Origin of the sequence: Nitrospira sp. (genome assembly GCA_024998565.1) — a bacterium.
In the GTDB taxonomy this organism is placed as follows: domain Bacteria; phylum Nitrospirota; class Nitrospiria; order Nitrospirales; family Nitrospiraceae; genus Nitrospira_A.
This window is the reverse complement of record JACOEM010000009.1, coordinates 99,293-124,073: the sequence shown is the minus strand read 5'-3', so window position 1 is coordinate 124,073 and position 24,781 is coordinate 99,293. Positions and strand designations below refer to the sequence as shown.

The following is a 24,781-nucleotide window of genomic DNA, read 5'->3' as shown; positions in this document are numbered from 1 at the left end:
ACACGCGCACATCGTGATGCTGCCATCGGTACCCTGTGCGCGGTGAACCTGCTTCAGAGCAAGGCCTTCGTATGGATCGCCCATCCCACACCGATCCGGCTCCGGATCTGCATACCCTGCAAGTTCAGGTGTTGTACCGCAACATGCCGACCGGCGTGGTGGCGAGCGCCATCAATGCCGCCGTTCTCGCGGCGGTGGAATGGTCCGTCGTTCCGCATACGCCCCTGCTGCTCTGGATCGCCGGCCTGTGGATGGTCGCCGCCATGCGGGCAATCCTGATCCTGAGTTATCGGCGAGCGTGGCCGACCTCCTGGAGCAGCGCAGACTGGCACCGCTGGATGCTGGTGACGACCAGCATGGCAGGGTTCGGATGGGGCAGCAGCGTGTATTTTCTCACGCTGGATATTCCCCTCCCCTATGAATTGGTCCAACTGTTCGTGCTCGGCGGCATGACGGCCGGCGCGGTGTCCGTCCTCTCTGTCTCCTTTCCCTTGTTTTTGTGGTACGCGGTTCCGTTGACACTTCCAATCCTCGGACACCTCTTTCTCAGCGGACACGAGTTCCATCTGATCATGGGAGGCATGGGCGTCCTGTTTCTCCTGGCCACCATCCACTCGGCCTGGAACTTCAACCGCGTGCTGCTCTCCTCGATGCGCCTGCAACTGGAGAAGGTGGCCCTGGCACGGTCGTTGACGACCCGCACGGAAGCGGTCGAACGACTGAATCAGGACATCACCAAAGAGATCCACGATCGCCGCGTCATCGAGGAGCAACTGCGCACCGCGCAAACCGATCTGGAACAGCGCATCACCGAACGCACGGCCGACCTGGCCCAGGCCAACGCGCGGCTGCAGAATGAAGTCCTGGAACACAGGCGGACGGAAGGCGCGCGGCTCTCGAGCGAAAAGCGATTCAACTATCTCACCGACAATCTCAACCAGGGCGTGTGGTTTGCGCAGGCGAATCCGCCGCAGGTCCTGTACGTCAATCCGGCCTTCGAGCGGATCTGGGGCTTGCCTGCCGCGCGATTCTATGAAAATCCAAAGCTCTGGCGGGATTTTATCCACCCGGACCATCGACAGGTCGTCAGCGAGGTCTACGATGCGGAGATTGCGAATCCGACCGGACGCGACCTGCACCTGCTGTATCGGATCATACGGCCCGACGGGCAGGTCCGATGGATTCACGACCGGATGGTCATCCACCATACCGCGACGGGTGAAGTCGATAGTCTGAGCGGGATCACTGAAGACATTACGGAGGCCCGCGAACTGGAAGACCAGTTGCGGCAGGCCCAAAAAATGGAGGCCGTCGGGCGATTGGCGGGAGGCGTGGCGCACGACTTCAACAATGTGATGACCGTCATCCTCGGCTATAGCGCGGTCCTGCTCCAGGAACTGAGCCAGAATTCTTCAGCCCGCTACTTCGTGCAGGAAATTCAACGCGCGGGGGAACGTTGCGCGGCGCTGACCGGCCAGTTACTGGCCTTCAGCAGGAAGCAAATGCTCCACCCGGTCTCGTTGGACCTTCACCGGGTGATTCGTGACCTCATGGCGCTGCTGAAGAGCCTGATCGGTGAACACATCTCGATCGTTCTGCAACTCGACCCTCTTCCGCTCTGGGTCAAAGCCGACGCCGTCCAACTCGAACAGGTCCTGCTCAACCTGGCCGTCAATGCCCGCGATGCCATGCCGCATGGAGGCACCCTGACCATCGATACCCGCCAGGTTTCCCGGGAAGAGGTCTGGGGGACGGATCATGACACGCGCACCGCCCGCACCTATGTGCGTCTGCGGGTGCACGATACGGGGACCGGCATCGACCCGGCCACGAAGGCCAAGATCTTCGAGCCATTTTTCACGACCAAACCGCCGGGTCGCGGAACCGGTCTCGGCCTCTCGACGGTGTATGGCATCGTGCACCAAAGCGGCGGGACCATTACGGTCGAAAGCGCGGTGGGTCAGGGTACCACCATGACCGTGTTTCTGCCGGAAGTCGTCCCCCCGTACACGGCCCTCCCGCCGGTTCAATCGGAGCCGGCCCACACCTCGGGGACAGAAATCATCCTGCTGGTGGAAGACGAGCCGGCGGTCCGCCTACTGACGCAGCATATTCTGCGCACACATGGCTACACCGTGCACGAAGCGGAGGACGGTTTCCAGGCACTGGATCTGATCCGACGAAACGCGCTCCACATCGACCTGCTGCTGACGGATCTCGTGATGCCCGGCATGAACGGCAAAGAGTTGGCCATGCGCCTCCGCAGTCACTTCGCGGAGATGAAAGTGCTCTACATGTCAGGATACAGCGATAACCCGCCCGTCACAGGAGATGAAACCCAGGGCCACACGACCTTTCTGCAAAAGCCCTTCTCGCCCGAAGACTTGATCCGCATGGTGCGCGAGATCCTTCACTCAGTCTCGCCCGCCTAGCAGGATGCGGAAAAAGTCCGCCAGCGGCGTTCCCGCAAGACACTGCCGCCTCCCGCTAGCTGCGGCCTTGCTGAACGGCCTTTTGAACATCTTACAGGTCAATGTAATGCCGACACCGCGCATGAGTTGATCGTCGCGCATTGCGCGACAATCGAGTTCCTCCGCAGCCTACTAATTCACTCGACGGGCGAGGAAAGGGACGGCCGGTTCCCGGACGCGCTCACTCCAGCCGGATGCTCGATCCATTGCGGTAGCAAGGACCCGGCCACCATCCCCACGGCGGCGGCCAGCAGGCCCAGGAGCTGCGGCGGCCAGACCTGATCGAGCGTGACGGTCAGCTCCGATCCACCCCAGGTTCCGAGCCCCACAGTGATCGCCAGCACCGCCCCTTGTGTCGTGGCCCTGGGCCAGTACAATCCGGCCAGCAGCGGCACGAAGGCCGCCACCAGCGTGACCTTGTACGCACTCTCGACCATCTTAAAAATACTGGCCTCTGAATTGAGCGCAAACAGCAGGACCGTGGCCGCAAACCCGACGAGGACGATTCGCATCACCCGCAACAACCCTTGATCGCTGATCGTGGGCACCCACCCCTTCACGATATTTTCACTGAACGCCACCGACGGCGCGAGTAACGTGGCGGACGAGCAGCTCATGATGGCGGACAGCAGCGCGCCGAAAAAGATGATCTGCGCCACGATCGGGGTGTGCTGCACGATCAGGTTGGGAAGGATGAGTTGGGAATCCCGTTCCAATAACTGCGCCACCTGCGCCGGATCGACGAGCGTAGCGGAATAGGCGAGGAACATCGGCACAAACGCGAAGAAGAAATACAGCGTCCCCCCCAGCACCGATCCCCGCACTGCCGTCCGTTCGTCCCGCGCCGATGTGATGCGCTGAAACACATCCTGCTGCGGAATCGATCCGAACATCATCGTGACCCAGGCGCCGAGAAACGGAATCCACGCCTCCATCCGCGCCGGCGGGAAAAAATCCAGTTTCCCCGCCATGGCCGCATGCGTCACCACCCGCTCCACCCCGCCGGCTAATCCGCTGATGACCGAGCCGATGTAGAGCATGCCGCCCATGATGATGGTGATCTGCACAAAATCCAGAATCGCCACCGAGAACATGCCTCCGAACGTGGTGTATGTCAGGACGATGACGGCTCCCAGCACCATGCCCACCGACTGGCTCATCGCTCCGTCCGTGACCACGTTGAAGACCAGCCCGAGGGCCTTGATCTGGGCTGAAACCCAACCGAGGTATGAAGCGACGATGCAGAGGGTACAGAGGACCTCAACCGTGCGATTGTACCGTAGGCGGTAAAAGTCCCCGATCGTGAGGAGATTCAATCGGTACAGGCGGCGGGCAAACAATAATCCGGCGAGAATCAAACAGAGGCTCGATCCGAAGGGATCGGCCACCACCGCTCGCAGGCCGTCCTTGACAAAGGTGGCGGAGATGCCGAGCACAGTCTCGGCGCCGAACCAGGTCGCAAACACTGTGGCAGTCACCACCGGCAGCGGCAGACAGCGCCCCGCGACGGCGAAGTCTTTGGCATTGTGCACGCGGGTCGCCGCGTAGAGCCCGATCCCGACCGAGCAGGCAAGATAGAGAATCACGAAGGATAGGAGCATGGAATCGTTCGCGCGTCGGTGCGATCACACCCGTCGGCGGGTGACGAGCGAGGGGATTGTACCGGCAGCGAAGCCCCTGCGCAATGGCAGGCAGGGCGCGCAGGGGCTCACGCAGTCGGCTACGGGCGGCCTGCGCGTGCGTCATCCCCATGCACAGGCCGGTCGAGCCGCGTCGGCAGAACGAGCCTATTCCGTCTTCGCTTTCAATTCCTTGACCTTACCCTTAGCCTTCTCCATGGCCGCGTTCCCCTTGCCCTTGGCGCGCTCCACTTCCGCCTGAACCTTATTGCCCTTGGCGTCTTCGACGGCGGCTTTGGCCTCGCCCTTCATCTCTTCGACCTTCGCCTTTGTGTCGCCCTTCATCTCTTCCATCTTGGCCTTCATCTCACCGGCCCAGCCGACCGACATGAGGCCGAACAAAGCCAATACGATGGTCGCGGCGGAAATCGACATCCTGTTCATGGGGAGTCCTCCTTGTGAGACTGGTGAGCGACAGCGGAATCCGACGCCCACCACAGCAGTGTCTGCCAATGACAACGCCGTAGCAATTCCTGAAACCGACTACGGAATCTTCCGGAACAGATCCCTCCGTCCTCAGCGACAGGAACAGACGGCAAAAAACAATCGTTTCGTTGACATCTCATGTCGCTATGGTACGAATAGGCCATGCGTTACTCATTGTACTTCGCATGGGTGGTGGCCGTTCTTTCGATCTGCGTCCTGACGACGCTCGCCTCGTTTCCGTTACTCGGGAGCGGCGAGCGGCCTGCCGAGCCGCGGATTGCGACAGGGACAGAGAAGCTCCGGACGATCAAGCTCCACCGCCTGCGCTGCAATCCCTTCACACCTTCGTGCCAGCTTTCCAAGCACAAGCCGTCACACAAAGTGCCGGCTTAGCAGTTAGGAACCTGGCTCCGTCTACGACAGGGGAATTCGCCCCTTGTTCGCCTCCAACCACTGCGCAAAGGTCTGCAGCCCGGGATTCAGCGCCCGGGCGATCGCCGGCTCGCGCGCGCCGCAAAACATCGCATTGAAGTCACGCTTGAACTGAAACATGTTACCCAGATCATCCGCTCCGGGGAACCCGAACGTCCGGTAGACCTCCGGCGGCACCGCGTTATAGCGCACCTCCCGACCCAGCGCCTTCGTCAACGCCGCGGCCATTTGTGATCCGGTGAGATGCTCCCCCGCGATTCCGACGGTCTTTCCCACATAGGCATCCCGCTTCTCCAGCAATCCCAAGGCGCACTTCCCGATATCGTCTGCCGCAATACCGGGTAATCGCGCCTCGCCCATGGGAAGCGTGAACGCCAGTGTCCCGTCCGGTCCCTTCTTCGGGCCCATGCCGAAATGAATGAGGTTATCCCAATAGAACGACGTCAGCAGGAAGGTTGTCGGCACTCCGAGTTGCCTGAACACCTGATCGGCTTCGCCCTTGGCGTCGAAATGCGGCACCTTGTACTTGCCCAATAGTGTGGGCATCCGGTCGTCCGAGAGCGGAACCCATCGACGCGTGTCTTCGAGGGTCGACCAAATCACATGCGGAACCCCCGCCGACTTGGCAGCCTTGGCCATCGCCTCGGCTTCGGCAAATTCCTTTTCGGGAGAAAAATGCGCCCAGAAAAAGGTCACGCAAAACGCCCCGGCAGCCCCCGCAAATGCACGCTTCAAACTCTCGCCATCGTGCACGTCGGCCGCGACCACCTCGGCGCCAAGTCGCGCCAGCTCCCTGGCCTTGTCCGAATTCACGTCCCTGGTCAACGCGCGCACCGTCATGCCGCTGTTTGGATCGGCCAGAATCGCCCGCACCAACCCGCCCCCCTGCATGCCCGTCGCCCCGACCACCGCAATGACCTGCTTCTGTCCCATTTTTTCCCTCTCCTTTCCACAACCGGTTGCCGCCGCCAAGCATCCTTTCCCTGCAGCCGGTTGTCAACCGATCAGTGCGTGGTTCGTTTCAGAAGGTTAGCCCCAGACCTGGTCTTCATCGCCAGGGGAATGGTAGGCTGTAGCCAGCTAGCCAGGGAGGAACGTCATGGTACGTCTCACGACTGATCGAATGAACTCTCCTCGGCATTGGGTCACGTTTCTCACCGTCGGTTTCTGCATCGTCCTCTTCACGCTTCCCCTCCACGCCGCCGACTCTTCCGGCCCCTGGGAATGTTCAAGCTACACGGGTGATGCGCACACGCGATGCCTGCAAGCGTTTATCGAAATCCAGCGCGACAAAATTTCGAAGCTGGAAGCAGAGGTCCATGTCCAGCAAAACGCCGTCGGCCAGTTGAAAGAGCAGGCTGATCGGCAAAGTGCCATGACCGCCGACCTTCAACGTCAGATGGCCGAGCAGTCCTCTTCCGTATCGACCTACAATTATGTTGCGCCCGGATTGCTCTATGGATATCCGTCTGTGGGTTTTGGCCTGTACCTCGGGCGTCCATGGCTCTATGGCTCACCATTTTACGGCCGGCCCTACGCCTGGGGTCCACGGTACTATCGGCCCTACTATGGACGCTGGCATAGGCGTTGGTAGTCCTGGACCATAACCGCCAGAGCCGCTGAAACGTGATTCTCGCAGAGCGTTACAACCGGGGATTCCACCCCCGGCAAGGTCTCACCGCAGTATCCCTTCTCTGCCGCCTCACCCTGTCCTGAAGACCGACCCGACCATCGATTCATGGCCCACCAACGGCTCACGTACAACCGACCGGCTGTTTGGGTCATCGCATCGTGTCACACGGGTGACACACTCAGGTGACGCCAATGCAAACTGTATGGTAAACCATACGCCGTCAGAGAGCCTCTCGGATGGCCTTGTTGGGGACCCGTGTTTCGCTTGCACCACAGCACCGGCGTTACCTGCGCCCTTCTGCTTCTCATGTTCGGACTCCCGTCCGTCAGTCACGCGCGTCCCGATAAGCCGCAACCCAAACCGAACGCATCGCTCATCCATTCCGAACGCTCGATCCACAGGGCTCTCACCGACGGGACCGCAGCCCAAGCCTTACGGCTGCTTGACCAGGGCGCGAATATCGAAGCCCGAGACAGTCAGGGTGCGACGCCGCTGATCACAGCGGCAGGCAAGGGCAATCTGGCGCTGGTCACTCTCTTCCTCAGCCGGCATGCGGAGGTTGAAGCAACGGATCGAGCCGGCAACACCGCGTTACATCAGGCGAGTTTTTATGGGCAGGTACGCTGCGTCGAGGCACTCCTGGCCACAGGGGCACAGCCCTCGGCGCGGAACGCCCTCGCATTTACCCCGCTCCATCAGGCCGTCAGGCGATTTTGGGAACTCTCCGGTGAATCCCGGGCGGAGCGGCTGACCCGTCAAGCCGATGTGATCGACGCACTCCTTCGCCACGGGGCCGATCCTGACCTCAGAGAGGCCGGCGGCAGAACTCCGATCACTCTGGCAACTGAAAGTAGCAATGGTTCACTCAGGCACGCATTTGACAGAGCACCCGTGCGGGCCATACCAGCCGCCGAGATACCGACGAGGCCCCAATCGCCCGCCGCGACGGCAGACAGTTCAGAGGCGGATCCCGGAATCGTGGCTTCGGATCCGGAGACAGACTCACACACCGTCCAAAGTGCCCCTCCTGCACCCGCTCGAAGCGCGGCCCCGCTTCCGGCCGTACCGTCGCCCAAACCTTCCACAGACATGGCAGCGCAGGACGACAGGCAACCGGGACTCTCAGTCATCCCCATCCCATCCACCGCAGTGACCGAATCTTCCAGCGGTCCCATTGTGGCAAAATCCCTCCCTCCCGCACCTGAGGGAGCTTCTGCGGCCACTTCGCCCGCTGATACCACTCTCAGGCCGCACACAAGCCCGATACCGGCGACGCCGATCGAGACCGCTCCCACAAGAGATCACGAAGCCACCCCGGCAATCGCTTCACAACCTCTGGTTGCTGAATCTCAACCACCCGCTGACAGGGTGACACCGTTCCCCCCGCAGGTATCCGGCATGCCGCCGGCCAAGTCGTTCACACCACTTGAACCGGTCCCCCTGCAAACTACGCCGCAGCCAGCGCCAACGCCGCTGATCGCCGCCATCGATACCCAGGTGGAGACCAAACCTGCGGCTTCACCGCCAACGAATCCCCAGCATCGGAGCATCGCAACCATAATCGAGTCCGCTGAGGACATTCGAAAGCCGCGGCAACCACACCAGATCACTCCCTCCATCGATTCGGCGCACCTCCGATCCGCTCCGCTTGTCGCTTCAGCCGACTCCTCCCCCGCGACAGCGAGTGCTCCGCTGGTAGGCGCGACAGGTCCCTCCACTGACCACCCACCGCCGTCGCCCCCGGCCTCCACCACCGACAAGAAGGAGGATCCACCGGACCGGGAATCTGAACGGCCCTGGATGCTTCAGCGTCTCGGCTTCGGGCTCGGCCTCGGATGGACACATAATCTTGGCCCGAGACGGGTGGATTCCGTCACAGTCGTCAACCGTATCGTCCGCATCGACAATGAACGCAACGATCTGGTGCGCGTCATGCCGGAAATGCACTTCTGGATCGACCGGTGGGACGAGCAACGTTGGAGTTGGGGACCGTTTCTCACGGTCGCGCCGGGGTCGCGGATCATCGACGCCGTGGGATTCGGCCTGATGATGGGATACCGGCCGCATCGACAAGATCAATACAGTTTCAACGTCGGAATCGGCGGCACGCTCGATCTCGATGCTCGAGTCCTGGGCGACGGACTCATCGCAAACGAACCGCTGCCGCCTCGGGAAACCACGGCCCGCACGAAGCAGACCACCGCCGCCGGGCTCCTCCTACTCTTTTCCGTCGGATGGGACCTCGCTGCGCCCCACCACCCGGCACAGACCGAACGACCATGATCTTACGTTCGAGGCAACGCAACACCGCACGGCCTCATCGACAATTGACGAGTCCCCTTGATTCTGACTAAGGTAGAACTCCCAAGGAGAATCGTGCAATGAGGACACAACCCCAGTTTCCGAACGAACAGACCGACAGCGGCGAATTCAAACGGTAGTCCGACGCATTTCGCCACTGGGTCACCGAGGACGGCCGTTCCGGATATCCGGCCGCAGCCGGCCGGTATCATCTCTACGTCTCCCTCGCCTGCCCCTGGGCGCATCGCACCATCATCGTCCGCACACTCAAAGGGCTCACCGGGGTCATCGGCATGACCGTGGTCGACCCGATCCGGGACGAGCAGGGCTGGGCCTTTCGCAACGGTTCCGGCCACTCCCTGGATACGACCAATGGGTTTCACTTCCTGAGCGAGGCCTATCGTGCCACCGACCCCGGTTACCGAGGGCGCGTGACCGTTCCGGTGTTGTGGGACACGGTGACAAAACGAATCGTGACCAATTCCGACGATGACCTCATGCGGATCTTCAACGGCGAGTTCAACCGCTTCACCACCAGCCCGCTGGACCTCTATCCGGCAGCCCTCCGTCCGCAGATCGACGAGATGAACGACTTTCTCTACGAGCGGGTGAACGATGGTGTCTACCGCGCCGGTTTTGCGACCTCCCAGCACGTCTATGAACGAGCCGCGCGTTCGGTCTTCATTGCGCTGGATCAACTCGATACGAGACTTCGCGACCGACGCTACCTCTTCGGCGCCCAGTTCGTGGAGTCGGATTGGCGGTTGTTCGTCACGCTGCTCCGGTTCGATGCCGTGTACCACGGGCATTTCAAATGCAATCTCCGGCGCATCGTCGATTACCCCCATCTGTACGGCTACCTTCAGGACCTCTACCAGGTGACGGGTATCGCGGAGACCGTGGATTTCGATCACATCAAGCGGCACTACTATGTCACCCATGACGACATCAACCCGACCCGCATCGTCCCCATCGGACCGCAACTGGATCTGGAGAGCCCGCATGGACGAGACGCGCTCTCCTGACCGCACCTCACGGCAAGACTGCTGAAACAGACGACATACTTACCCATCCTGGACGCCAGACAGGCTTTCCATTCGGCAAGGCTACAGACAAGTCTGCGTAATCTTCGCAGCCTGCTCAACACGCCGTCCCGCTAGGCCGCAGGCGAATCAACACCGGAGGCGTACCCGTAGGGGTACGTCGATGATTTTGACGAGCCGAGAACGACGCGGGAGGCCGTTTTCACCAGCCTGCCCAAGAATTATCTTGAGCCGCAGGGGCTCCCTGGCATATGGTGAGCAGAGCCATGGTGTTCATCAGAAAGGATCGTCTATGCGTCATGTGACCGGTGCCGTCTCCGCAGTGGTGCTCCTCATGTCCTCGCTCAGCTGGGCGGCCGCCCCTGAACCGGCCAACGATGAGCAAAAAACGCTCTATGCTCTCGGAGCGGCCATCAGCCAATCGCTCGGCCCGTTTACCTTGAACGAATCCGAACTGGAATTCGTGAAAGCCGGTTTGGTCGATGGTGTGTTGAAACATCCCCAAAAGGTCGATTTGCAAGTGTACGGCCCGAAGATTCAACAGATGCAGCAGGTACGCGCCACGGCGCTGGCCGAGGTCGAGAAGAAAGCCGGGGCAGGATTCCTGGCCAAGGCTGCAGCGGAGTCGGGCGCGAAGAAAACGGAATCGGGTGCGATCGTCACGACGATCAAGGAAGGCAAGGGCGCGACCCCGAAGGCCACCGATACGGTCAAAGTTCATTACCACGGGACGCTGATCGACGGAACGGTGTTCGACAGCTCGGTCAAACGCGGCGAACCGGCCACCTTCCCGCTGAACCAGGTCATCAAGTGTTGGACCGAAGCGGTACAGCTGATCAAGGTCGGCGGCAAGAGTAAACTGGTCTGCCCATCAGGCATCGCCTACGGGGATCGTGGATCACCCCCGGTCATCAAGCCCGGCGCCACCCTGATTTTCGAAGTGGAATTGCTGGACATCGTCAAGCAGTAGCCCCTTTCGAAAGGACTCTGCCGGGGCTCAGCCCCCGGCGAGTCCTTCTATTTCCCCTTCTTTCAGCCATCACTTAAGTATTCTTCATCCACTTCCGATAGGGGTATCAGTGCCTTGCATTCCGATGCGAGGCCTAGAGTCTATGCCCGATACCCCGACGGCCTGGCCGGCAACCGGAGGTGCCACATATCATGCTGTTCCCGCAAACACAGTTATTGCTCGTCGATGATTCGCCCCTGAACCTCAAGATCCTGCTCGAGTTCCTTCCCCAGCCTGACTATCGTTGCACCACGGCGCAAGGCGGCCTCCAGGCCTGGGAAATGCTCGAAGCACAACCGGATCGGTTCCATGCCGTGCTGCTCGATCGCATCATGCCGGAAATGGACGGCATGGAAGTCCTCCGCAAGATGAAGCAACATCCTGTACTGAGCCAGATCCCCGTCATCATGCAAACGGCCGCCTCCACACATCAGCAGACCCTGGAAGGACTCCAGGCAGGGGCCTACTATTACCTGGCAAAGCCGTTCGAAAAAGCGACCCTGCAAGCCATCGTCGATGCGGCAGTCCGCGATCACATCAGCTACCTGGAAGTACGACAGGACCTGCGCCGGACCACCACCACCATGCGCCAGCTCGACTCAGGGACGTTCCGGTTCAAAACGCCTGAAGAGGCGAAAAACCTGGCGATGCTCCTCGCGCATGCCTATCCCGATGCGAACCGGGTGGTCACCGGCATCCTCGAACTCACCTTGAACGCGATCGAACACGGCAACTTGAATATCGGCTACAAGGAAAAATCCCGCCTCATCGAAGAGGAGCAGCTGGATAGTGAAATCGAGCGACGACTGAGCGATCCCGTCTACTCGTCCCGCGAGGCCACGGCACAGTTTGTCCGCCACCCGGACAAACTCTCCCTGCACATCACCGATCAAGGCAAGGGATTCGAATGGCGGAAGTATTTGACCTTCGACCCCGAGCGAGCCTTCGACACCCATGGCCGCGGGATCGCCATGGCCAACAAGGTCAGCTTCGATCAGATCGAGTATCGCGGGAACGGCAACCAGGTGTTCACGGTGCTTCAACTGGGGACCGTCGCGCAGGAACTGGTCGCGTAACGCCCCCTCTCGCCGCAACGATCCGCCTCTCATGGCGCCGACACCGGCCCAGGAGACCTGCACCACACCGAACAGTCAACGAATCTCCACGCGCGACAGCGCATACCACTTGTCCGCTCGTTTCCCCTCGATCGCCAACTCGACATGGGCGGCCCGCGCATCTTCAGAGAGAATCGCCACATCCAGAACGTAGGAACCGGCGGGCACGGTCTCCGGCACCACCACCGTATCCTCTATCCGGGGCGCAGGTCCCGGCAGCCATTGCTTCAGATCGGCAGGACTGGTCCACTGCGCCACGACCTGATCCGAGCTCGATCGCAGCCGATAGGCCAGCGGCCAGGCGTGGTACATCGGCGCCACCCCCTTATTTTCCCAACGCGACTGAAGGACGAGCGGCCCGCCGGAACGACTCTCCGCTGAATGTGTCAGTTCGCGCAAGACGAAGCGATACCCGATCCTTTTCAAAAATTCATTGAACCGCGCTCGCCAGGCGGCAGGCACCGGCTTCGATTTCGCGTTCAGCACCGAGACATGCCACTCCAAGCCCTGATTCAGAATACGGTCGAGATCGAATCCCCGTTCGTACCACTCGTGTATGTAGCCGCAGACTTCCATCTGAACCGGCCCACGCTTCCAGGCATTCGCAATGACCGCCTCTTCGAGTACCGGAGGATAGGCATGCTCCATATGATTCCAGTCAGGACTGAAATAGCCGTAGTCGCCGAAACAATCCCCTCGCCAACCGGCGCCCTGCGAGGCCGCATACTTCAGTTGTCCGCCGTGGAGCATCACCAGCGGAGTGCCTGCGAAATATTTCAAGTACCAGTCCGTGATGGCGATCTGATTGTCTTCGGTCGGAAAGAACGCCTTGCACTGGGCTTCCACACCTTCGCAACACACCGTATTCCACTCGCCCCAACATCCGATGGACCCGATGTCGACATGGTCGATATCGACGGAGCGGCCGTACCGCTCACCAAACGCGCGGATCAGCCGCTCATGGTAGTCAAGAAAAACGGGATGGTTGTAGTCGGGGAAAATTCCGTCGGACTCCTTCACACTCCCGACCCCCTTGTCCAACAACCATTGCGGCGAACCGGTTTTGTATTCGGACACGATGCGGATGGCGAGCGTCTCTCCCTTCGCCTTGGCCTGCGCGATCACACCATCCACGAGGGCAAAGTTATACTGACCTTCCTTCGGTTCAAGCTCTGCCCAGGGCCACCGAAAATAGGCGACGGTCGTATGGGGATACTCTTCCGGTGCCGGCGGCTGTCCGAACCCGAAATGAAAATCGGCAAATCCCATTCCGGGGTTGTACAGCACCTCATCAATTTCACGAGGCTGAACGGTAACGGTCCGCCCGGTCCCCTTCACGTCCCCCGACATGCCGCTCAGTGAATCGGCACAGCCGGCCGTACCCAGCACGAGCACCACCAACGTTGCGGCTCTCCACATTGGTCCTCGCATATGTCCTCCTTGGACGAAACCCCGACCGCCACTCAGGCGACCTCCGCCCTGCGGCCATGCTTGTTCGTCATCCCCGCCGGATGAAACCGAGAGTAGGGTCGCGCCGTAAATTATGATAGGGTACGCGACCGGCGGGAAGAACCGCCTCGATATGCTGAATTGGTTTTCACAATCGCCGCAATCCGACTCCGTCGTCATCACCGGTGCCTCGACCGGCATCGGGGCCGCGTGCGCGTTGGCGCTCGACAAGCTGGGCTATCGCGTCTTCGCGGGCGTTCGAAATCCAGCCGACGGTGAACGGCTCCAGCAACAGGCCGGACCGCGCCTCATGCCGATCCGCCTCGATGTCACCGATGCCGCCTCGATCTCGGCAGCCAGTCACACCGTCGCAGCCATGGTGGGGGAACGCGGCCTCGCCGGTCTGGTAAACAATGCCGGGATCGGCGTCGCGGGGCCGATCGAACTCCTGCCCCTCGCCGACTGGCGGCGGCAATTTGAAGTCAACGTGTTCGGACTCATCGCAGTCACGCAAACGTTCCTCCCATTGATCCGCACCGGGCGAGGACGCATCATCAATATGGGCTCCATCGCGGGACGGGCCTCCATGCCGTTCATGGCCCCCTACGCCGCATCGAAACATGCGCTGGAAGCGATCACCGATGCCTTGCGCCTGGAACTCCAACCCTGGGGCATCCGCGTCGCACTCATCGCCCCCGGCGCCATCGCCACGCCTATTTGGAAAAAGACCAGAAGAGAAGTCGATGCCTGGGACGCAGCCTGGGGACAGGACCTCAAGGGCATGTACCAGGAAGGCTTCACTCGCATCAAAGACGCGGCCACTGCGGCCGGCGAACAGGCACAACCGGCGAGCGTCGTGGCCGAAGCCGTGGCGCATGCCTTGCGTTCGAGGTGGCCGAAAACACGCTATCTCGTCGGCTCGGACGCCGCCATCCGTGCCTACCTGGCCCTGCTCCTGCCGGATCGCCTGAATGACTGGCTGATCACCCGGATCGTGAAGCTTCCTTCCCGCCGCTGACGTTGTTCAACGCCGGGGCGCTCTGACCATATCGATCACCTGCCCCTGCGCGTCGAGATAGACCGATACCAACTCGTTGGGAGCGAGCTGTTCAATCGCCGGCTGCAGCAACGGCCGCACGGGAAAGGATTGAATGTCATCGATCTTCATCCTGAGACGCATCCGTCCGTCACCGATCGTCACGAATGCGCCCTCCAGGCGATGGTGCGGCGCGCGTGACGAAGACTCAAACGCCAGTTCGCGGGGCTTGCCCAACGAAAACACATCGACGAGAAGATACGCTCGATCCACGGCAAAGTCCGCCGTCTCGCCGACCTCAAGCGCCGCGAGTTTCTCCATGGCGACCGTGCGCGCATAGAACCCCACATCCCGCCCCGTATCGAGGCGAATCGTCACTCGTTCCTTCTGAGGGTTGAACGATCTCCCCAGCGAGCCGCGGAAGACTTTCGTCGGCGGCTGGTCGGCAGGTCGCTGATAGGCCACAATCTCGTCGCGATCGTTGACCATGATCTCCACAGCCCCACCCGGCTGCAGTCCACGCCCCTCGTCCCCGCCGGCTTCGAGTGACAGGTAGCGCGGAGCCCGTTCCCCGGTCTCGACCTCCACCCGATCGCCGGAGAAACTGCTGATGGTGCCCTTGATCAACCTCGCGCTGGGCAGGATGCCCGGCACCGGCTTCAACTCCTCGATACTGAGCCCGGACATGAGTTTCGCCGAACTGCCACAGCCGGTCGCCCAGCCAACCAGCATGATCGCACCGATCAGAACACCCAGCCTCATGTGCTTCGCGTCCATCGTCCCTCCGGCTTTCTCCCGTCGGATGATAGAACAAACCCCTGCCCGGAGGCGAGCGTCCGTCTTCCACAGTTAACCCGATCTTAATCCGGCTCACAGCGACGTGTAACGACATCCTGCCAGACTCTCAGGCCGTTAACGGTTCGGCATCGGCTCTCCGCAGAAAGGAACCCTGAATGACACCGCCTCCCATCGAAACCGCCGCTGTCGATTCCTTCGAGATCACTCTCGAAGGAGGGACTTCACAAATCGGCCTCTTCCTCATTCTGATCCTGCTCACGCTCGGCGGAATTTACGTCGCCGGTGAGTTGACCTCGGACCTCTCCGATGTTCGCGCCTCTTCAGTCTGGCCGTTTATCCTGCTCGGATTTGCCCTGCTGATCGCACTCGGCTTCGAATTCGTCAACGGGTTTCATGACACGGCGAACGCCGTCGCGACCGTCATCTATACGCATTCCATGCCGCCGCATCTCGCCGTGGCCTGGTCCGGTCTGTGGAACTTTATCGGCGTCATGCTTGCATCCGGAGCCGTTGCGTTCGGAATCGTCGCCCTGCTGCCGGTCGAGTTGATTCTCCAAGTGAGCGCCGGAGCCGGATTCGCCATGGTGTTTGCGCTGCTGATCGCCGCCATTCTCTGGAACCTGGGGACCTGGTATCTGGGTCTGCCTTCTTCCAGTTCGCATGCGCTGATCGGCTCCGTGATCGGCGTCGGCTTCACCAACCAGCTGATGGCAGCCGGCGGCACGAATACCAGCGGCGTCGATTGGACACAGGCCCTCAGCGTCGGCAAGTCCCTCTTGCTTTCTCCGCTGATCGGTTTCTCCGCCGCTGCGTTTCTGCTGTTGATCGCCATGAAGGCCGTCCCCGTCGAGAAGTTGTACAAACCGCCGCGCGGCAAGACACCACCGCCCCTGTGGATACGGGGTCTGCTCATTCTCACCTGTACGGGTGTCAGCTTTGCCCATGGGTCCAACGACGGGCAAAAGGGCATGGGCCTGATCATGCTGATCCTCATCGGTACCGTGCCGACGGTCTATGCGCTCAATCGCACCGTGGACATTTCGTACACACCTGCCTTCGTGGAAGCGTCGACCAAATCGGAAGCTATTTTCCAACGGTACGGCAAGACGGCTCTCACCCCGGTGGACCCGCGGCGCACGGTGGCAGAGTACCTCCGCACCCACGAGGTTCGCCCGGACACCTTGCCGGCCCTTCGCGCGCTGAGCGGCATGGTTCGCACACAGATTGCCTCCTACGCGACCGTCGCCCAGATACCGACGGAACACACCTCCAACGTGCGGAACGACATGTACCTGCTGGGGGAATCCCTGCGTTGGATGAACAACACTCACGAACCGGCCTTTTCAAGATCGGATCGAGACGTCCTGCTCCACTATAGATCCATGTTGGACAACGCCACCAAATACATCCCGGTGTGGGTCAAAGCTGCTGTGGCCATCGCGCTGGGGCTGGGCACCATGATCGGCTGGAAACGTATTGTGGTGACGGTCGGGGAGAAAATCGGAAAAACGCACCTTTCCTACGGTCAGGGCGCCAGCGCGGAATTGGTCGCGATGACGACGATCGGCGCAGCGGACCTATTCGGGCTTCCGGTCAGCACGACACAAGTGCTGTCCTCCGGCGTGGCGGGAACCATGGCGGCCAATCGGTCGGGCTTGCAGTGGCAGACAGTCCGGCATCTCGCACTGGCATGGGTTCTGACCCTCCCGGCGTCCATCGTACTGGCCGGATCTCTGTATTGGATGTTTCGACATCTCTCATAACCAGCGCTGCCGTTCGTGAGGCACTGCGCCCCCTCACTCGACGACAAGGCCATCATGCGAACCGACCGCCCGGCGGTCAATCGGGAGAGGGAAGCGACTTAAGCAATCGTTCCGCTTCCGGCCGGAATCTGCGTTTCCAGGCATAGGGATAGTGCGGATGCTCAATATGGAGTACGGCCTCGAGATGTGCGCGCGCTTCACCGGATCGGCCCTGTTTGATGAGGAGTCGGGCCAGGATGAGATGGGCATTGGTATAACGTCCGTCCGCCGCAATCGCGCGCCGCAGATACGATTCAGCCTCTTTCTCGCTACCGCCCAACAGCCAGGGCAACTCCGCATAGAGGCCTCCCATCATTTGCAGCGCCTGCGCATGGCCTGGATCGAGCTCGATCGCCCGGCGGACATGCTCCTTGATTTCCCCCAACACCAGCCCGGCATTGGCGATGCCTTTCAATCGCTCGGCGCTTCCACGGGCCGCCGCGTACAGAAAATGGGCCTGTGCGTTCCGTTCCTCCATCTGTAAGGCGCGCCTCGCCATCTCCGCTGCCGCCTCATAGGCCAGACGCTTCTGCGCGTCGTCCTCGAACAGGTCATCGGCAATGTCCAGGTACAGCTCGGCCCCTGCGATCAGCCGGTCGAGCCTGACGCCCTGTGTGGCGATCTTCGCTTGCAGGACGGCCAGCCGACGCTCCAGCGAGTCGGGATAGTCCGGCGGCAGGGGTTCGTGCTCCGCTCGCGCGGGAGCAATCAACGACAGACAGGCGAGACTGAGGACGGCAACCAGACGGGATCCTGACGGTCGCCGGGCAATCAAATCCGATCCTTCGCAACATGCATCGACAGTGTTGCCGTCGTGACCCGACTTCGGCCGGTGAAAAAAAACATACCGAGCCACAGACCTTGCAGGCACAAAATCACGCCGGGTTGCCACAGGAGTCGGATCCCGCGTAGCGCGTCCGGCGGCACGGACGGCACGTCCGCCAGCCAGAAAGTCAGGAACGCAGCGTAGGCTATACCGGCGAGCGACAGAACCTGGTACCACGACACCCTCATCCCGCCCCGATAGTCGGCGCGCAAACATTCCGATCCGACCCGCCACATCTGCGTGACCACGACGGTGAACAAAAATGCCGCCGCCATCCGGCCATGAAAGAACAGCCAGAGACCGGCCATACCCGTCGCGACCGAAACAGCCGCCGTCATCGCTTGAATGGGAACCAGCGGGACCGACTCCAAGCCGCTTTCATAGGCGGCCTTCCTGGTTTCACCCGTAAATACCGTGTGGTGATGCGCAAACAATCCGGCAATCCACGGATGACTCCGGGTCAGCGGAGCGCCATAACAACAGCCGAAGCTCAGGCAAGCCAGACGTCCCGTCCCTTCCCCGAACGCATATGCGATGGCGACGGTCGCCAGCACGGCGGCCACCGGTAATACGTTGTCCGCCCTCGCCGGGAATCCGGCATTCAGCGCCGCCACAATCCACGGCGCAAGAAATAATCCGAACATGGACGCGCCGCCGATGGTGAAGGTATTGGTCTTTCCTTCGATAAGCCGGGCCAGAATTTTGGCCGCCGGCACGCAAGCGCCCAACAGCGTCACCGACAGCCACAGAATGGCGTCGAGCGGCACCGCCACACTCCCCAGGAGCACGATCGCCAGCGCCACGGCCACCACGACGGCACTGGCGGTGAACGCTCCGTAATAGGTCAGATTGAGTCCCGTCCACCGTCCGTCCGGACGTCGCGCCTGCGGCACCGTCGCAAGTACCTGCCACCCTTCGCGCGGCAAGACACGAAAGGCCCACAGGAATAAGGCCGCATACAGCACGATGAGCAGGGCGGCAGCCACATCCTGAACGGCCATCAGGGTGCTCCTTCGCGCTTCCAACCGATCGTGGAGCGCACCCGTACATCCGTCTCGACGAGCGCCCGGCCAAACCCTTGAGAAAACCGACTCTGCACCCCGGGACGAAACCGATTCCGGACAAGATCTTCGCAGAACGCCACCCGGCCCGGCTCAAATAACAGCACGTCGGTGGAGCTTCCCGGACGATAGAGACTTTTCGGACGCCCTCGTTCGAGCATCATCCCGATCTGGACGGGCCTGGGATCGTCATAGGCGACGGCGGAGTAGCATTGATCGATGTGGCCGATCATCAACGCCACGATTTCGATCATGGCCACCAGCCCCACGCGCGACCCGCCCGGCACCTCCGTATCGATGATCGTCACCACACGTTTATTCTTCGAGTACGGTGTGGCCGCCACCACCACCGGGCCGGGATTGCAGGAATGATAACGGCCTGAAATGTCATAGCAGTCCAGCACCCGCCCCGATACCGGACTGTGGTTGTAATGATACTTATCCGGGGTCAGCCGGAAGATCGCCCAGTCCCCCTGCCGAAACAGGCTCAGCCATCGGGACCGGTCGATGCCGAGCAGTTCGTCATAGTCGAAGAATTTTCCTTTGAGAAAGAGCGAGGAGTCGTCGGCGAACGACCCGAGGAGCAATCGGGCATCGGCCGGAGACACGATGGCCCGCGGATCCTCGTCCATCGGGCGTACCTGCCAGTAGCGCAACCGCCGCTGGAAGAGACGTCGCAGAGTATTCAGGCGATCGCGAGACTCGAGGCATTCCGAGAGATCGATCTCCATGGCCCGGGCGCACCTGGATACCGCCGTCTGGGTGGCGGTAAACGGCCGGTCATAGTTGAAGAACCCCAACACCTGTGTCGTACGTTGAGAGGTTAAGGCCTTCATCAACCAGCCCGCATCCTCCCAGAGGGCGCGATACGCCCAATTGAGCCACCGATCGCCGCAGAACCGCTCGGTCTTGATCAGGCTGGTCTCACGCTCGATGTATTGATGCGGCGCGATCATGAGGCCAGCGACCTTCCCTCCCGGCTCAGGGATGCCGCGCCGGTCCTGGCAATCGTGAGTAGGCAGAGGGCCAGACAGCGGCGCAGGGTGGGGACCTCCGCCGTCTCAGACAACAAGTCCTTTTCGGCTTCCGCAAGGGCATCCGCAGCTGACCGGGGACCGATCACCGCCGTCGCAATCCCGCGATACCGCCTGTCGCACCCGGATCCGCCCCCGTCGATCGCCTGCAAATCCTCCCGAACACATCCGAGTGCCTCTCGAACATACTGGGTGCGTAGTTGACGGCGATAATAGGCCTCCGACGCCTGCGCGAACTCCTCGCCGGACAACTGCATGGGATTTCCCGCACCGATAGAATCCAAAATGCCCCTGGTCAACTTGCCGGCGGTGCTGTGGCTCTCCGATTCGAGCAGTCGCTGACGCAGGCGCCCCAGATGCTCCGAAAGCTGAAATGCCTCGATCAATTCGGCCCCATCTTCTTCAAGCGTCGCCAGAAGCGCCAGGCGATAGTCATCGACGCGGACCCGCAGATACCCTGCATACCGGCGGCTGACTCTGGTCTTCTGCGTCCTGCTCAGGATGCGCGCCAGGAACCGGTTCGATCCCCCGTCGCGCACATTCACCGTCCCGACGCCGATGGCCGAGGCGAAGATGCATTGTCGTCGTTCGCTTTCGGTGAACGGATCGTCGGGGATATCGTCATGGGCCACGGCTCCGGTTGCGATATAGCGAAAGGCCAGCGCCGTCACCAGCGCCTGCAGGGCGGCCGCGTCGGCAAAGTCGTCCAGATGATTGGAAAACAGGCTGTGCTGCCGCCCCTCGAAGCCGGAGAATCCCATCACTGATTCCGCGCGCAACTTGTAGAACAGGTAGAGCGACATACGTTCGTCGAAGACCCCGAGTTGCCCTAGATCGCGTTTCAGCCGGAGATCATTCCCCTGGATCCCGTCAAGGGCCGGACTCTGATCGGTCGACAACAGGGACACGAGGTAGTCGATCAATCTGAAGTCGGGCAGGAAGTCGCCGCGCAAATGAAAGAGCGCGCTGAGGGCACGATCCACCCACAAGGGACCGACCGGTGTAATGGAGCGCCCGAACACCGAAAGACCGGCCTTCTTTTTCCACCGGCGCCACAACATGCGCAAATGGGTAAAGTCCAATTCGTGCGGCAGGAAACCTAAGGCCGTTTCCGGATGGAAATCACGAAAGTTCATGCGGTAGGGCGCCGCGCTATAGATGCCGGCAAACAGCGGCAGAAAATGCTCCACGATCTTGATCACCAAGTCGCCAACAACCTTTTCATGCGCAGCCGAGAATCCCTTCCCGCCGGATTGCAGCGCCTGCGTCAGAATGCGACTCCCTAAACTGAGGTGCGTGCCGTTGTTGGCCAGGCTGATATTCGAGGTGGACGGCAACACGACGAGGTTGCGCGTGATGATGCCCGCATCCTTCAACCGGACGACGGCGTTCAGTTGGCTGCGCGACAGCACCTCATGACAGAGCCCCATGTACTGAGACTTCTCCTCGCCTCGCTCCCACCCCGACAAGCACGGGTTCATAAACAATTCGCGGTAGAAGGCATCGGACACCAGTCCGTTGAGACGGCGCTGCCGCAACGGCGGATGGGGTGACGCATAGACCAACACCTGTTGTCCGCTCTCCTGCAAACCGAATTGCCGATTGGCATACAACGCCAGCAGATGCGTGAACAGAAACCGGACTGCCGTTTCCCGCGCAATGCCTGTTCCCATCCCCTGCGCCCGATCCATCGGAGACACGTAGAAGGAGAAGGTTTCGGGTGAGCTGTTGTCGTTCAGGAAGTGATTCAGCAGCCGTCGGCCCTCACTCGCGAGCAGCGGCGCATCCCGCTCGATTTCTTCGATCACCTGGGCCAGCGTGAGCTTCAGCAGGTAACTGATCGGAAGGCGGACCCACTCCTCGCCCTGCTCCGTCAGCAGATACCGATGGGCATCGGCCCGAAGCGGCCCCTTGGCATGGCACTTGTCGGCTGCGAGATCGCCCTCGAAGAGTTGATCGGCGGTTCGATTCAGGAGCCGCCGGGGAAACCGCACCCACGAATTTTCCCAAACGGTCGCATCCGGCGAGGCGAGGAATTCCTGCAACTGCCTGATCACGATTCTCGGACTCTCGCCGGCCGCCGTCCGTTCACGGATATTGTGCAGATAATTGGAGCGCTGAATCGTGCGCGGAAGATCGACATCTTCGGAGAGGCCGCACACCGCCGCCTGTAACTCGCTCTCGGAACCAGCCGTGATGTCATCATGGGAGAACGGCAGAACAGGGAGACCGGCAAGGAATTGCGCCGCCTCTTTTTCGAGCACATCACGGGGTTCGGCGGGGCGCAGAGGGGAATTCGAGGAGATGGTCGTCGTTCGGCTCATGCTCAACCTCCCGGTGATCACCCGGAGAAATCTACGGCTGATACGGATCGAGCCTACCGCCAGTCTGTTACGAGCGCCTCATCCCCATAGAAATGTTGTGTAACAATGCAGCGGCGGTGAGGCGGTTAGCCAGGACTATTCATGAAGGCCGTCGCGAGGCGTACGAGACCGAAGCCCGCCGGGGCCACTCGCACGCGAGGCCGACGCAGGCGTACTTGCTGTCCGTCGAGGAGGGCGAACGAGAACAGTCCCGCCGAGCGAGAGGATCGGACGACGCAGCAGGCATTCATGACTAGTCCGGGTTAGATTCAGGCAGAGAGATGAGCGAGTACCTGGCTGAAGGACGCTGCGTGAAGCGACGGGACGACAAGATCGGCCTGCACCAGACGACTCTCGGGCAAGGTTGTCGCCACCCCGACGCAACGCATCCCGGCCTTGCGGGCCGCTTCGATCCCGTGCGGCGTATCCTCGAACGCCACACATTCGTGGGCTCCTAGCGGCAACCGCCGATTCAGCGCGCCCAGCGCATGCAGATACAGGGCCGGATCAGGTTTGCCCTGACGAACATCCTGCGCCGCTGAGATATGCTCGAACATCGACGTCATCCCGGCCAGTTCCAAACACAAGGCAATTTCCTGGCGCAACGCGCCGGATGCAATGGCCGTACGGCAGGCCTCCGTCACGGCTGCGACACATTCCCTGACGCCGGACAGAACAGGTAACGTCTTGCGTAGCGCGTCCTGCATGAGACCGGTTTTGCGTTGCACGAGTCGGTCGAGAGTCTCGCCCGTTATGGCAGTCCAACCGGAGTCGGTCAAGACCGCGCGGAAGCAGGCCTGATCCGTCAACCCGACATAGCGCGCATGGTATCGGTCCGGAGCAAGCGTCACCCCCTCCATTCGAAGCACCTGTCGAAACATTTCGAAATGCAGCGGCTCGGTGTCGAACAACACCCCGTCGAAATCGAAAATGACTGCTTTGATCGTAGCCATGTGTTCCCACTCTTACCTGCTTCCGGCTGATCAACACAAGCGGCCTGCGCCTGGTTCATGCAAACTTAATCCTCTCCTGACCTCGTTGTAATCCTGTGCCGATACGATGGTCCGACTGATACCGCCACCCTGCTCCCGACAGCCGCCGCGTGGCCGGCCTCGCAGCCCGCTTGCAGTCTGCGTACATATCGCCCATCATCATAGGAATCCTCCGGGAGAATCCCCATGACACCCCTCGATGCGCCTCCGCTCTCGATCGAACAGGGGACCTGTTATGCCCTCTTCGCCTATGACATCGGACTGGCGATCAATCTCGATGAGGCGGAACGGCACGTCACCGCAATCAAAGAACGCGGGCGCATCCGCCACAAAGCGCGAGCCCCGCACTATTTCGAATACCGTCCGGCGCCGCTTCGACTGACACAGGAGACCGTCGCTCTGGCTTTCGGCGACTACCAGTCGAGCGAAGCCGTGGAGGTGATGCTGTACGACTTCGGCGCGGTCACCGTCATCTACCGCATTCCGATCAACGGTCCCTTTGAAGGCCTGCTGAGCTTAAGTGAGTCGCTGTACGAGAACGAGACGCTGCTGGCGGAATCGCGCCACCGCCTGGATCAGCTTGTGCGCGACATCTATCCGGCCATCGAGCGGCCCTCCACGTCGAAGGAGGTCGAAGACTATCTCATTTTTTCCATTGAGCGCTGCACCCCCTCGGCCATCCAAACCTTCGGCGCTCCCTACGATCCCTTGTTCGCCCACGTGCTCCGTAGCGAACGCACGCGACTTTCCGACCAGGAAATCCATGAAGCGACGTCCTGCCGGATTGCATTCAGCCGCGATGACACCGCCCTGATCGACTGGAATGCCGCCCTCGTCTTCGGACAGGACATGGATGACGTGCGGGCGGTGCTGGAGTTTGTGAACGTCGAACTGCTTGAAATGCGCGCCCTGGATGAGCAACTCGATACGGCGCTCGACCAGGGGTATGACGCGCTGACACGAAAGACCGGCCTGACATCATGGCTGCCCGGTTCGCACGAAGTCGCTTTGACGCACATCGGGCAATTGCAGGTCGACAGCGCCGTGCTCTTCGAACGCGTAGCCAACACGCTGAAGCTGCTCGGCGATCAATACCTGGCCCGCGTGTATCGATTGGCCTCTCAACGCTTTCACCTGGAAGCCTGGGACGCCAGCATCATCAGAAAACTCCAGACCCTGGAAAGCATTTACGGAAAAATGACCGACCGCGCCACGACTCGACGGATGGAAGTGCTCGAATGGATCATCATCGTGCTCATCGCGATTTCGATCGCCGTCTCCTTCCTCCCGTTCACCGGCCACTAAACACAG

19 protein-coding genes and 1 pseudogene are annotated in these 24,781 nt (G+C 61.1%); 10 read left to right on the top strand and 10 right to left on the bottom strand.

Going from position 1 to position 24,781, the window contains the following annotated elements; genetic code table 11:
- The first annotated feature begins 71 nt into the window (after window positions 1-71).
- Window positions 72-2,432: a response regulator gene (locus tag H8K11_15105; GenBank protein ID MCS6265082.1), complete on the top strand. Its 2,361-nt coding sequence runs from the start codon at window positions 72-74 to the stop codon at window positions 2,430-2,432.
- 176 nt (window positions 2,433-2,608) lie between these two features.
- Here the strand turns inward: H8K11_15105 and H8K11_15100 are convergent, their stop codons facing one another.
- Together H8K11_15100 and H8K11_15095 are read right to left on the bottom strand one after the other, a co-directional pair.
- Window positions 2,609-4,072, bottom strand: a complete 1,464-nt coding sequence (locus H8K11_15100; GenBank protein ID MCS6265081.1) for a sodium:solute symporter family protein — start codon at window positions 4,070-4,072, stop codon at window positions 2,609-2,611.
- Between the two features lie 186 nt (window positions 4,073-4,258).
- On the bottom strand, window positions 4,259-4,480 hold the full coding sequence (locus H8K11_15095; protein ID MCS6265080.1) for a hypothetical protein: 222 nt from the start codon (window positions 4,478-4,480) through the stop codon (window positions 4,259-4,261).
- A 258-nt stretch (window positions 4,481-4,738) separates the two neighbouring features.
- Between H8K11_15095 and H8K11_15090 the strand changes: the two genes are divergently transcribed.
- The gene (locus H8K11_15090) at window positions 4,739-4,969 is read left to right on the top strand and encodes a hypothetical protein (protein MCS6265079.1); all 231 of its coding nucleotides are present in this window, start codon (window positions 4,739-4,741) and stop codon (window positions 4,967-4,969) included.
- A gap of 21 nt (window positions 4,970-4,990) precedes the next feature.
- Here H8K11_15090 and H8K11_15085 read toward each other — a convergent pair whose 3' ends face one another.
- The gene (locus H8K11_15085; protein MCS6265078.1) at window positions 4,991-5,941 is read right to left on the bottom strand and encodes an NmrA/HSCARG family protein; all 951 of its coding nucleotides are present in this window, start codon (window positions 5,939-5,941) and stop codon (window positions 4,991-4,993) included.
- Between the two features lie 166 nt (window positions 5,942-6,107).
- Here H8K11_15085 and H8K11_15080 point away from each other — a divergent pair, with 166 nt between their 5' ends.
- The 5 genes and pseudogenes from H8K11_15080 to H8K11_15060 all read left to right on the top strand — a co-directional run bounded on the left by H8K11_15080 (window position 6,108) and on the right by H8K11_15060 (window position 12,070).
- Window positions 6,108-6,602 carry a hypothetical protein gene (locus tag H8K11_15080; GenBank protein MCS6265077.1) on the top strand — a complete coding sequence of 165 codons (495 nt, stop codon included), beginning with the start codon at window positions 6,108-6,110 and terminating at the stop codon, window positions 6,600-6,602.
- A 294-nt stretch (window positions 6,603-6,896) separates the two neighbouring features.
- Complete coding sequence (locus H8K11_15075) at window positions 6,897-8,924, top strand: ankyrin repeat domain-containing protein (protein ID MCS6265076.1); 2,028 nt, start codon at window positions 6,897-6,899, stop codon at window positions 8,922-8,924.
- A 98-nt stretch (window positions 8,925-9,022) separates the two neighbouring features.
- Window positions 9,023-9,967 (top strand): annotated as a pseudogene (locus H8K11_15070) (glutathione S-transferase family protein).
- A gap of 352 nt (window positions 9,968-10,319) precedes the next feature.
- Window positions 10,320-10,955 (top strand): FKBP-type peptidyl-prolyl cis-trans isomerase, encoded by a 636-nt coding sequence (locus H8K11_15065; protein MCS6265075.1) that lies wholly within the window; start codon window positions 10,320-10,322, stop codon window positions 10,953-10,955.
- A 191-nt stretch (window positions 10,956-11,146) separates the two neighbouring features.
- Window positions 11,147-12,070: a response regulator gene (locus H8K11_15060; protein ID MCS6265074.1), complete on the top strand. Its 924-nt coding sequence runs from the start codon at window positions 11,147-11,149 to the stop codon at window positions 12,068-12,070.
- Window positions 12,071-12,145: 75 nt separating this feature from the next.
- Here H8K11_15060 and H8K11_15055 read toward each other — a convergent pair whose 3' ends face one another.
- Complete coding sequence (locus H8K11_15055; protein MCS6265073.1) at window positions 12,146-13,540, bottom strand: DUF4832 domain-containing protein; 1,395 nt, start codon at window positions 13,538-13,540, stop codon at window positions 12,146-12,148.
- Between the two features lie 112 nt (window positions 13,541-13,652).
- Here H8K11_15055 and H8K11_15050 point away from each other — a divergent pair, with 112 nt between their 5' ends.
- Entirely contained in the window at window positions 13,653-14,576 is a 924-nt protein-coding gene (locus H8K11_15050) for an SDR family oxidoreductase (GenBank protein ID MCS6265072.1), read from the top strand.
- Between the two features lie 6 nt (window positions 14,577-14,582).
- On the opposite strand, the gene H8K11_15045 is transcribed toward H8K11_15050, so the two are convergent.
- Window positions 14,583-15,371, bottom strand: a complete 789-nt coding sequence (locus H8K11_15045) for a hypothetical protein (GenBank protein MCS6265071.1) — start codon at window positions 15,369-15,371, stop codon at window positions 14,583-14,585.
- Window positions 15,372-15,547: 176 nt separating this feature from the next.
- On the opposite strand from H8K11_15045, the gene H8K11_15040 reads away from it, so the two are divergent.
- Window positions 15,548-17,155 carry an inorganic phosphate transporter gene (locus H8K11_15040; protein MCS6265070.1) on the top strand — a complete coding sequence of 536 codons (1,608 nt, stop codon included), beginning with the start codon at window positions 15,548-15,550 and terminating at the stop codon, window positions 17,153-17,155.
- Window positions 17,156-17,231: 76 nt separating this feature from the next.
- Here H8K11_15040 and H8K11_15035 read toward each other — a convergent pair whose 3' ends face one another.
- The 5 genes from H8K11_15035 to H8K11_15015 all read right to left on the bottom strand — a co-directional run bounded on the left by H8K11_15035 (window position 17,232) and on the right by H8K11_15015 (window position 23,431).
- Complete coding sequence (locus H8K11_15035; protein MCS6265069.1) at window positions 17,232-17,969, bottom strand: tetratricopeptide repeat protein; 738 nt, start codon at window positions 17,967-17,969, stop codon at window positions 17,232-17,234.
- Window positions 17,966-19,021 (bottom strand): prolipoprotein diacylglyceryl transferase, encoded by a 1,056-nt coding sequence (locus H8K11_15030; GenBank protein ID MCS6265068.1) that lies wholly within the window; start codon window positions 19,019-19,021, stop codon window positions 17,966-17,968. The genes H8K11_15035 and H8K11_15030 overlap by 4 nt, the downstream gene beginning before the upstream one ends.
- Window positions 19,021-20,037, bottom strand: a complete 1,017-nt coding sequence (locus H8K11_15025; protein MCS6265067.1) for a phosphatidylserine decarboxylase — start codon at window positions 20,035-20,037, stop codon at window positions 19,021-19,023. The genes H8K11_15030 and H8K11_15025 overlap by 1 nt, the downstream gene beginning before the upstream one ends.
- Complete coding sequence (locus H8K11_15020) at window positions 20,034-22,439, bottom strand: hypothetical protein (GenBank protein MCS6265066.1); 2,406 nt, start codon at window positions 22,437-22,439, stop codon at window positions 20,034-20,036. The genes H8K11_15025 and H8K11_15020 overlap by 4 nt, the downstream gene beginning before the upstream one ends.
- A gap of 308 nt (window positions 22,440-22,747) precedes the next feature.
- Entirely contained in the window at window positions 22,748-23,431 is a 684-nt protein-coding gene (locus H8K11_15015) for an HAD family phosphatase (protein MCS6265065.1), read from the bottom strand.
- Window positions 23,432-23,656: 225 nt separating this feature from the next.
- Between H8K11_15015 and H8K11_15010 the strand changes: the two genes are divergently transcribed.
- On the top strand, window positions 23,657-24,775 hold the full coding sequence (locus H8K11_15010) for a hypothetical protein (GenBank protein ID MCS6265064.1): 1,119 nt from the start codon (window positions 23,657-23,659) through the stop codon (window positions 24,773-24,775).
- Window positions 24,776-24,781 lie beyond the last annotated feature (6 nt).

Bases quoted from the DNA above. Each gene is read 5' to 3' on its own strand.
- H8K11_15040 (MCS6265070.1), top strand. From the start codon at position 15,548: ATGACACCGCCTCCCATCGAAACCGCCGCTGTCGATTCCTTCGAGATC.
- H8K11_15080 (MCS6265077.1), top strand. From the start codon at position 6,108: ATGGTACGTCTCACGACTGATCGAATGAACTCTCCTCGGCATTGGGTC.
- H8K11_15085 (MCS6265078.1), bottom strand. From the start codon at position 5,941: ATGGGACAGAAGCAGGTCATTGCGGTGGTCGGGGCGACGGGCATGCAG.
- H8K11_15065 (MCS6265075.1), top strand. From the start codon at position 10,320: ATGTCCTCGCTCAGCTGGGCGGCCGCCCCTGAACCGGCCAACGATGAG.
- H8K11_15030 (MCS6265068.1), bottom strand. From the start codon at position 19,021: ATGGCCGTTCAGGATGTGGCTGCCGCCCTGCTCATCGTGCTGTATGCG.
- H8K11_15025 (MCS6265067.1), bottom strand. From the start codon at position 20,037: ATGATCGCGCCGCATCAATACATCGAGCGTGAGACCAGCCTGATCAAG.
- H8K11_15055 (MCS6265073.1), bottom strand. From the start codon at position 13,540: ATGCGAGGACCAATGTGGAGAGCCGCAACGTTGGTGGTGCTCGTGCTG.
- H8K11_15100 (MCS6265081.1), bottom strand. From the start codon at position 4,072: ATGCTCCTATCCTTCGTGATTCTCTATCTTGCCTGCTCGGTCGGGATC.
- H8K11_15045 (MCS6265071.1), bottom strand. From the start codon at position 15,371: ATGGACGCGAAGCACATGAGGCTGGGTGTTCTGATCGGTGCGATCATG.
- H8K11_15095 (MCS6265080.1), bottom strand. From the start codon at position 4,480: ATGTCGGTCGGCTGGGCCGGTGAGATGAAGGCCAAGATGGAAGAGATG.
- H8K11_15015 (MCS6265065.1), bottom strand. From the start codon at position 23,431: ATGGCTACGATCAAAGCAGTCATTTTCGATTTCGACGGGGTGTTGTTC.
- H8K11_15060 (MCS6265074.1), top strand. From the start codon at position 11,147: ATGCTGTTCCCGCAAACACAGTTATTGCTCGTCGATGATTCGCCCCTG.
- H8K11_15105 (MCS6265082.1), top strand. From the start codon at position 72: ATGGATCGCCCATCCCACACCGATCCGGCTCCGGATCTGCATACCCTG.
- H8K11_15090 (MCS6265079.1), top strand. From the start codon at position 4,739: ATGCGTTACTCATTGTACTTCGCATGGGTGGTGGCCGTTCTTTCGATC.
- H8K11_15010 (MCS6265064.1), top strand. From the start codon at position 23,657: ATGACACCCCTCGATGCGCCTCCGCTCTCGATCGAACAGGGGACCTGT.
- H8K11_15050 (MCS6265072.1), top strand. From the start codon at position 13,653: ATGATAGGGTACGCGACCGGCGGGAAGAACCGCCTCGATATGCTGAAT.
- H8K11_15020 (MCS6265066.1), bottom strand. From the start codon at position 22,439: ATGAGCCGAACGACGACCATCTCCTCGAATTCCCCTCTGCGCCCCGCC.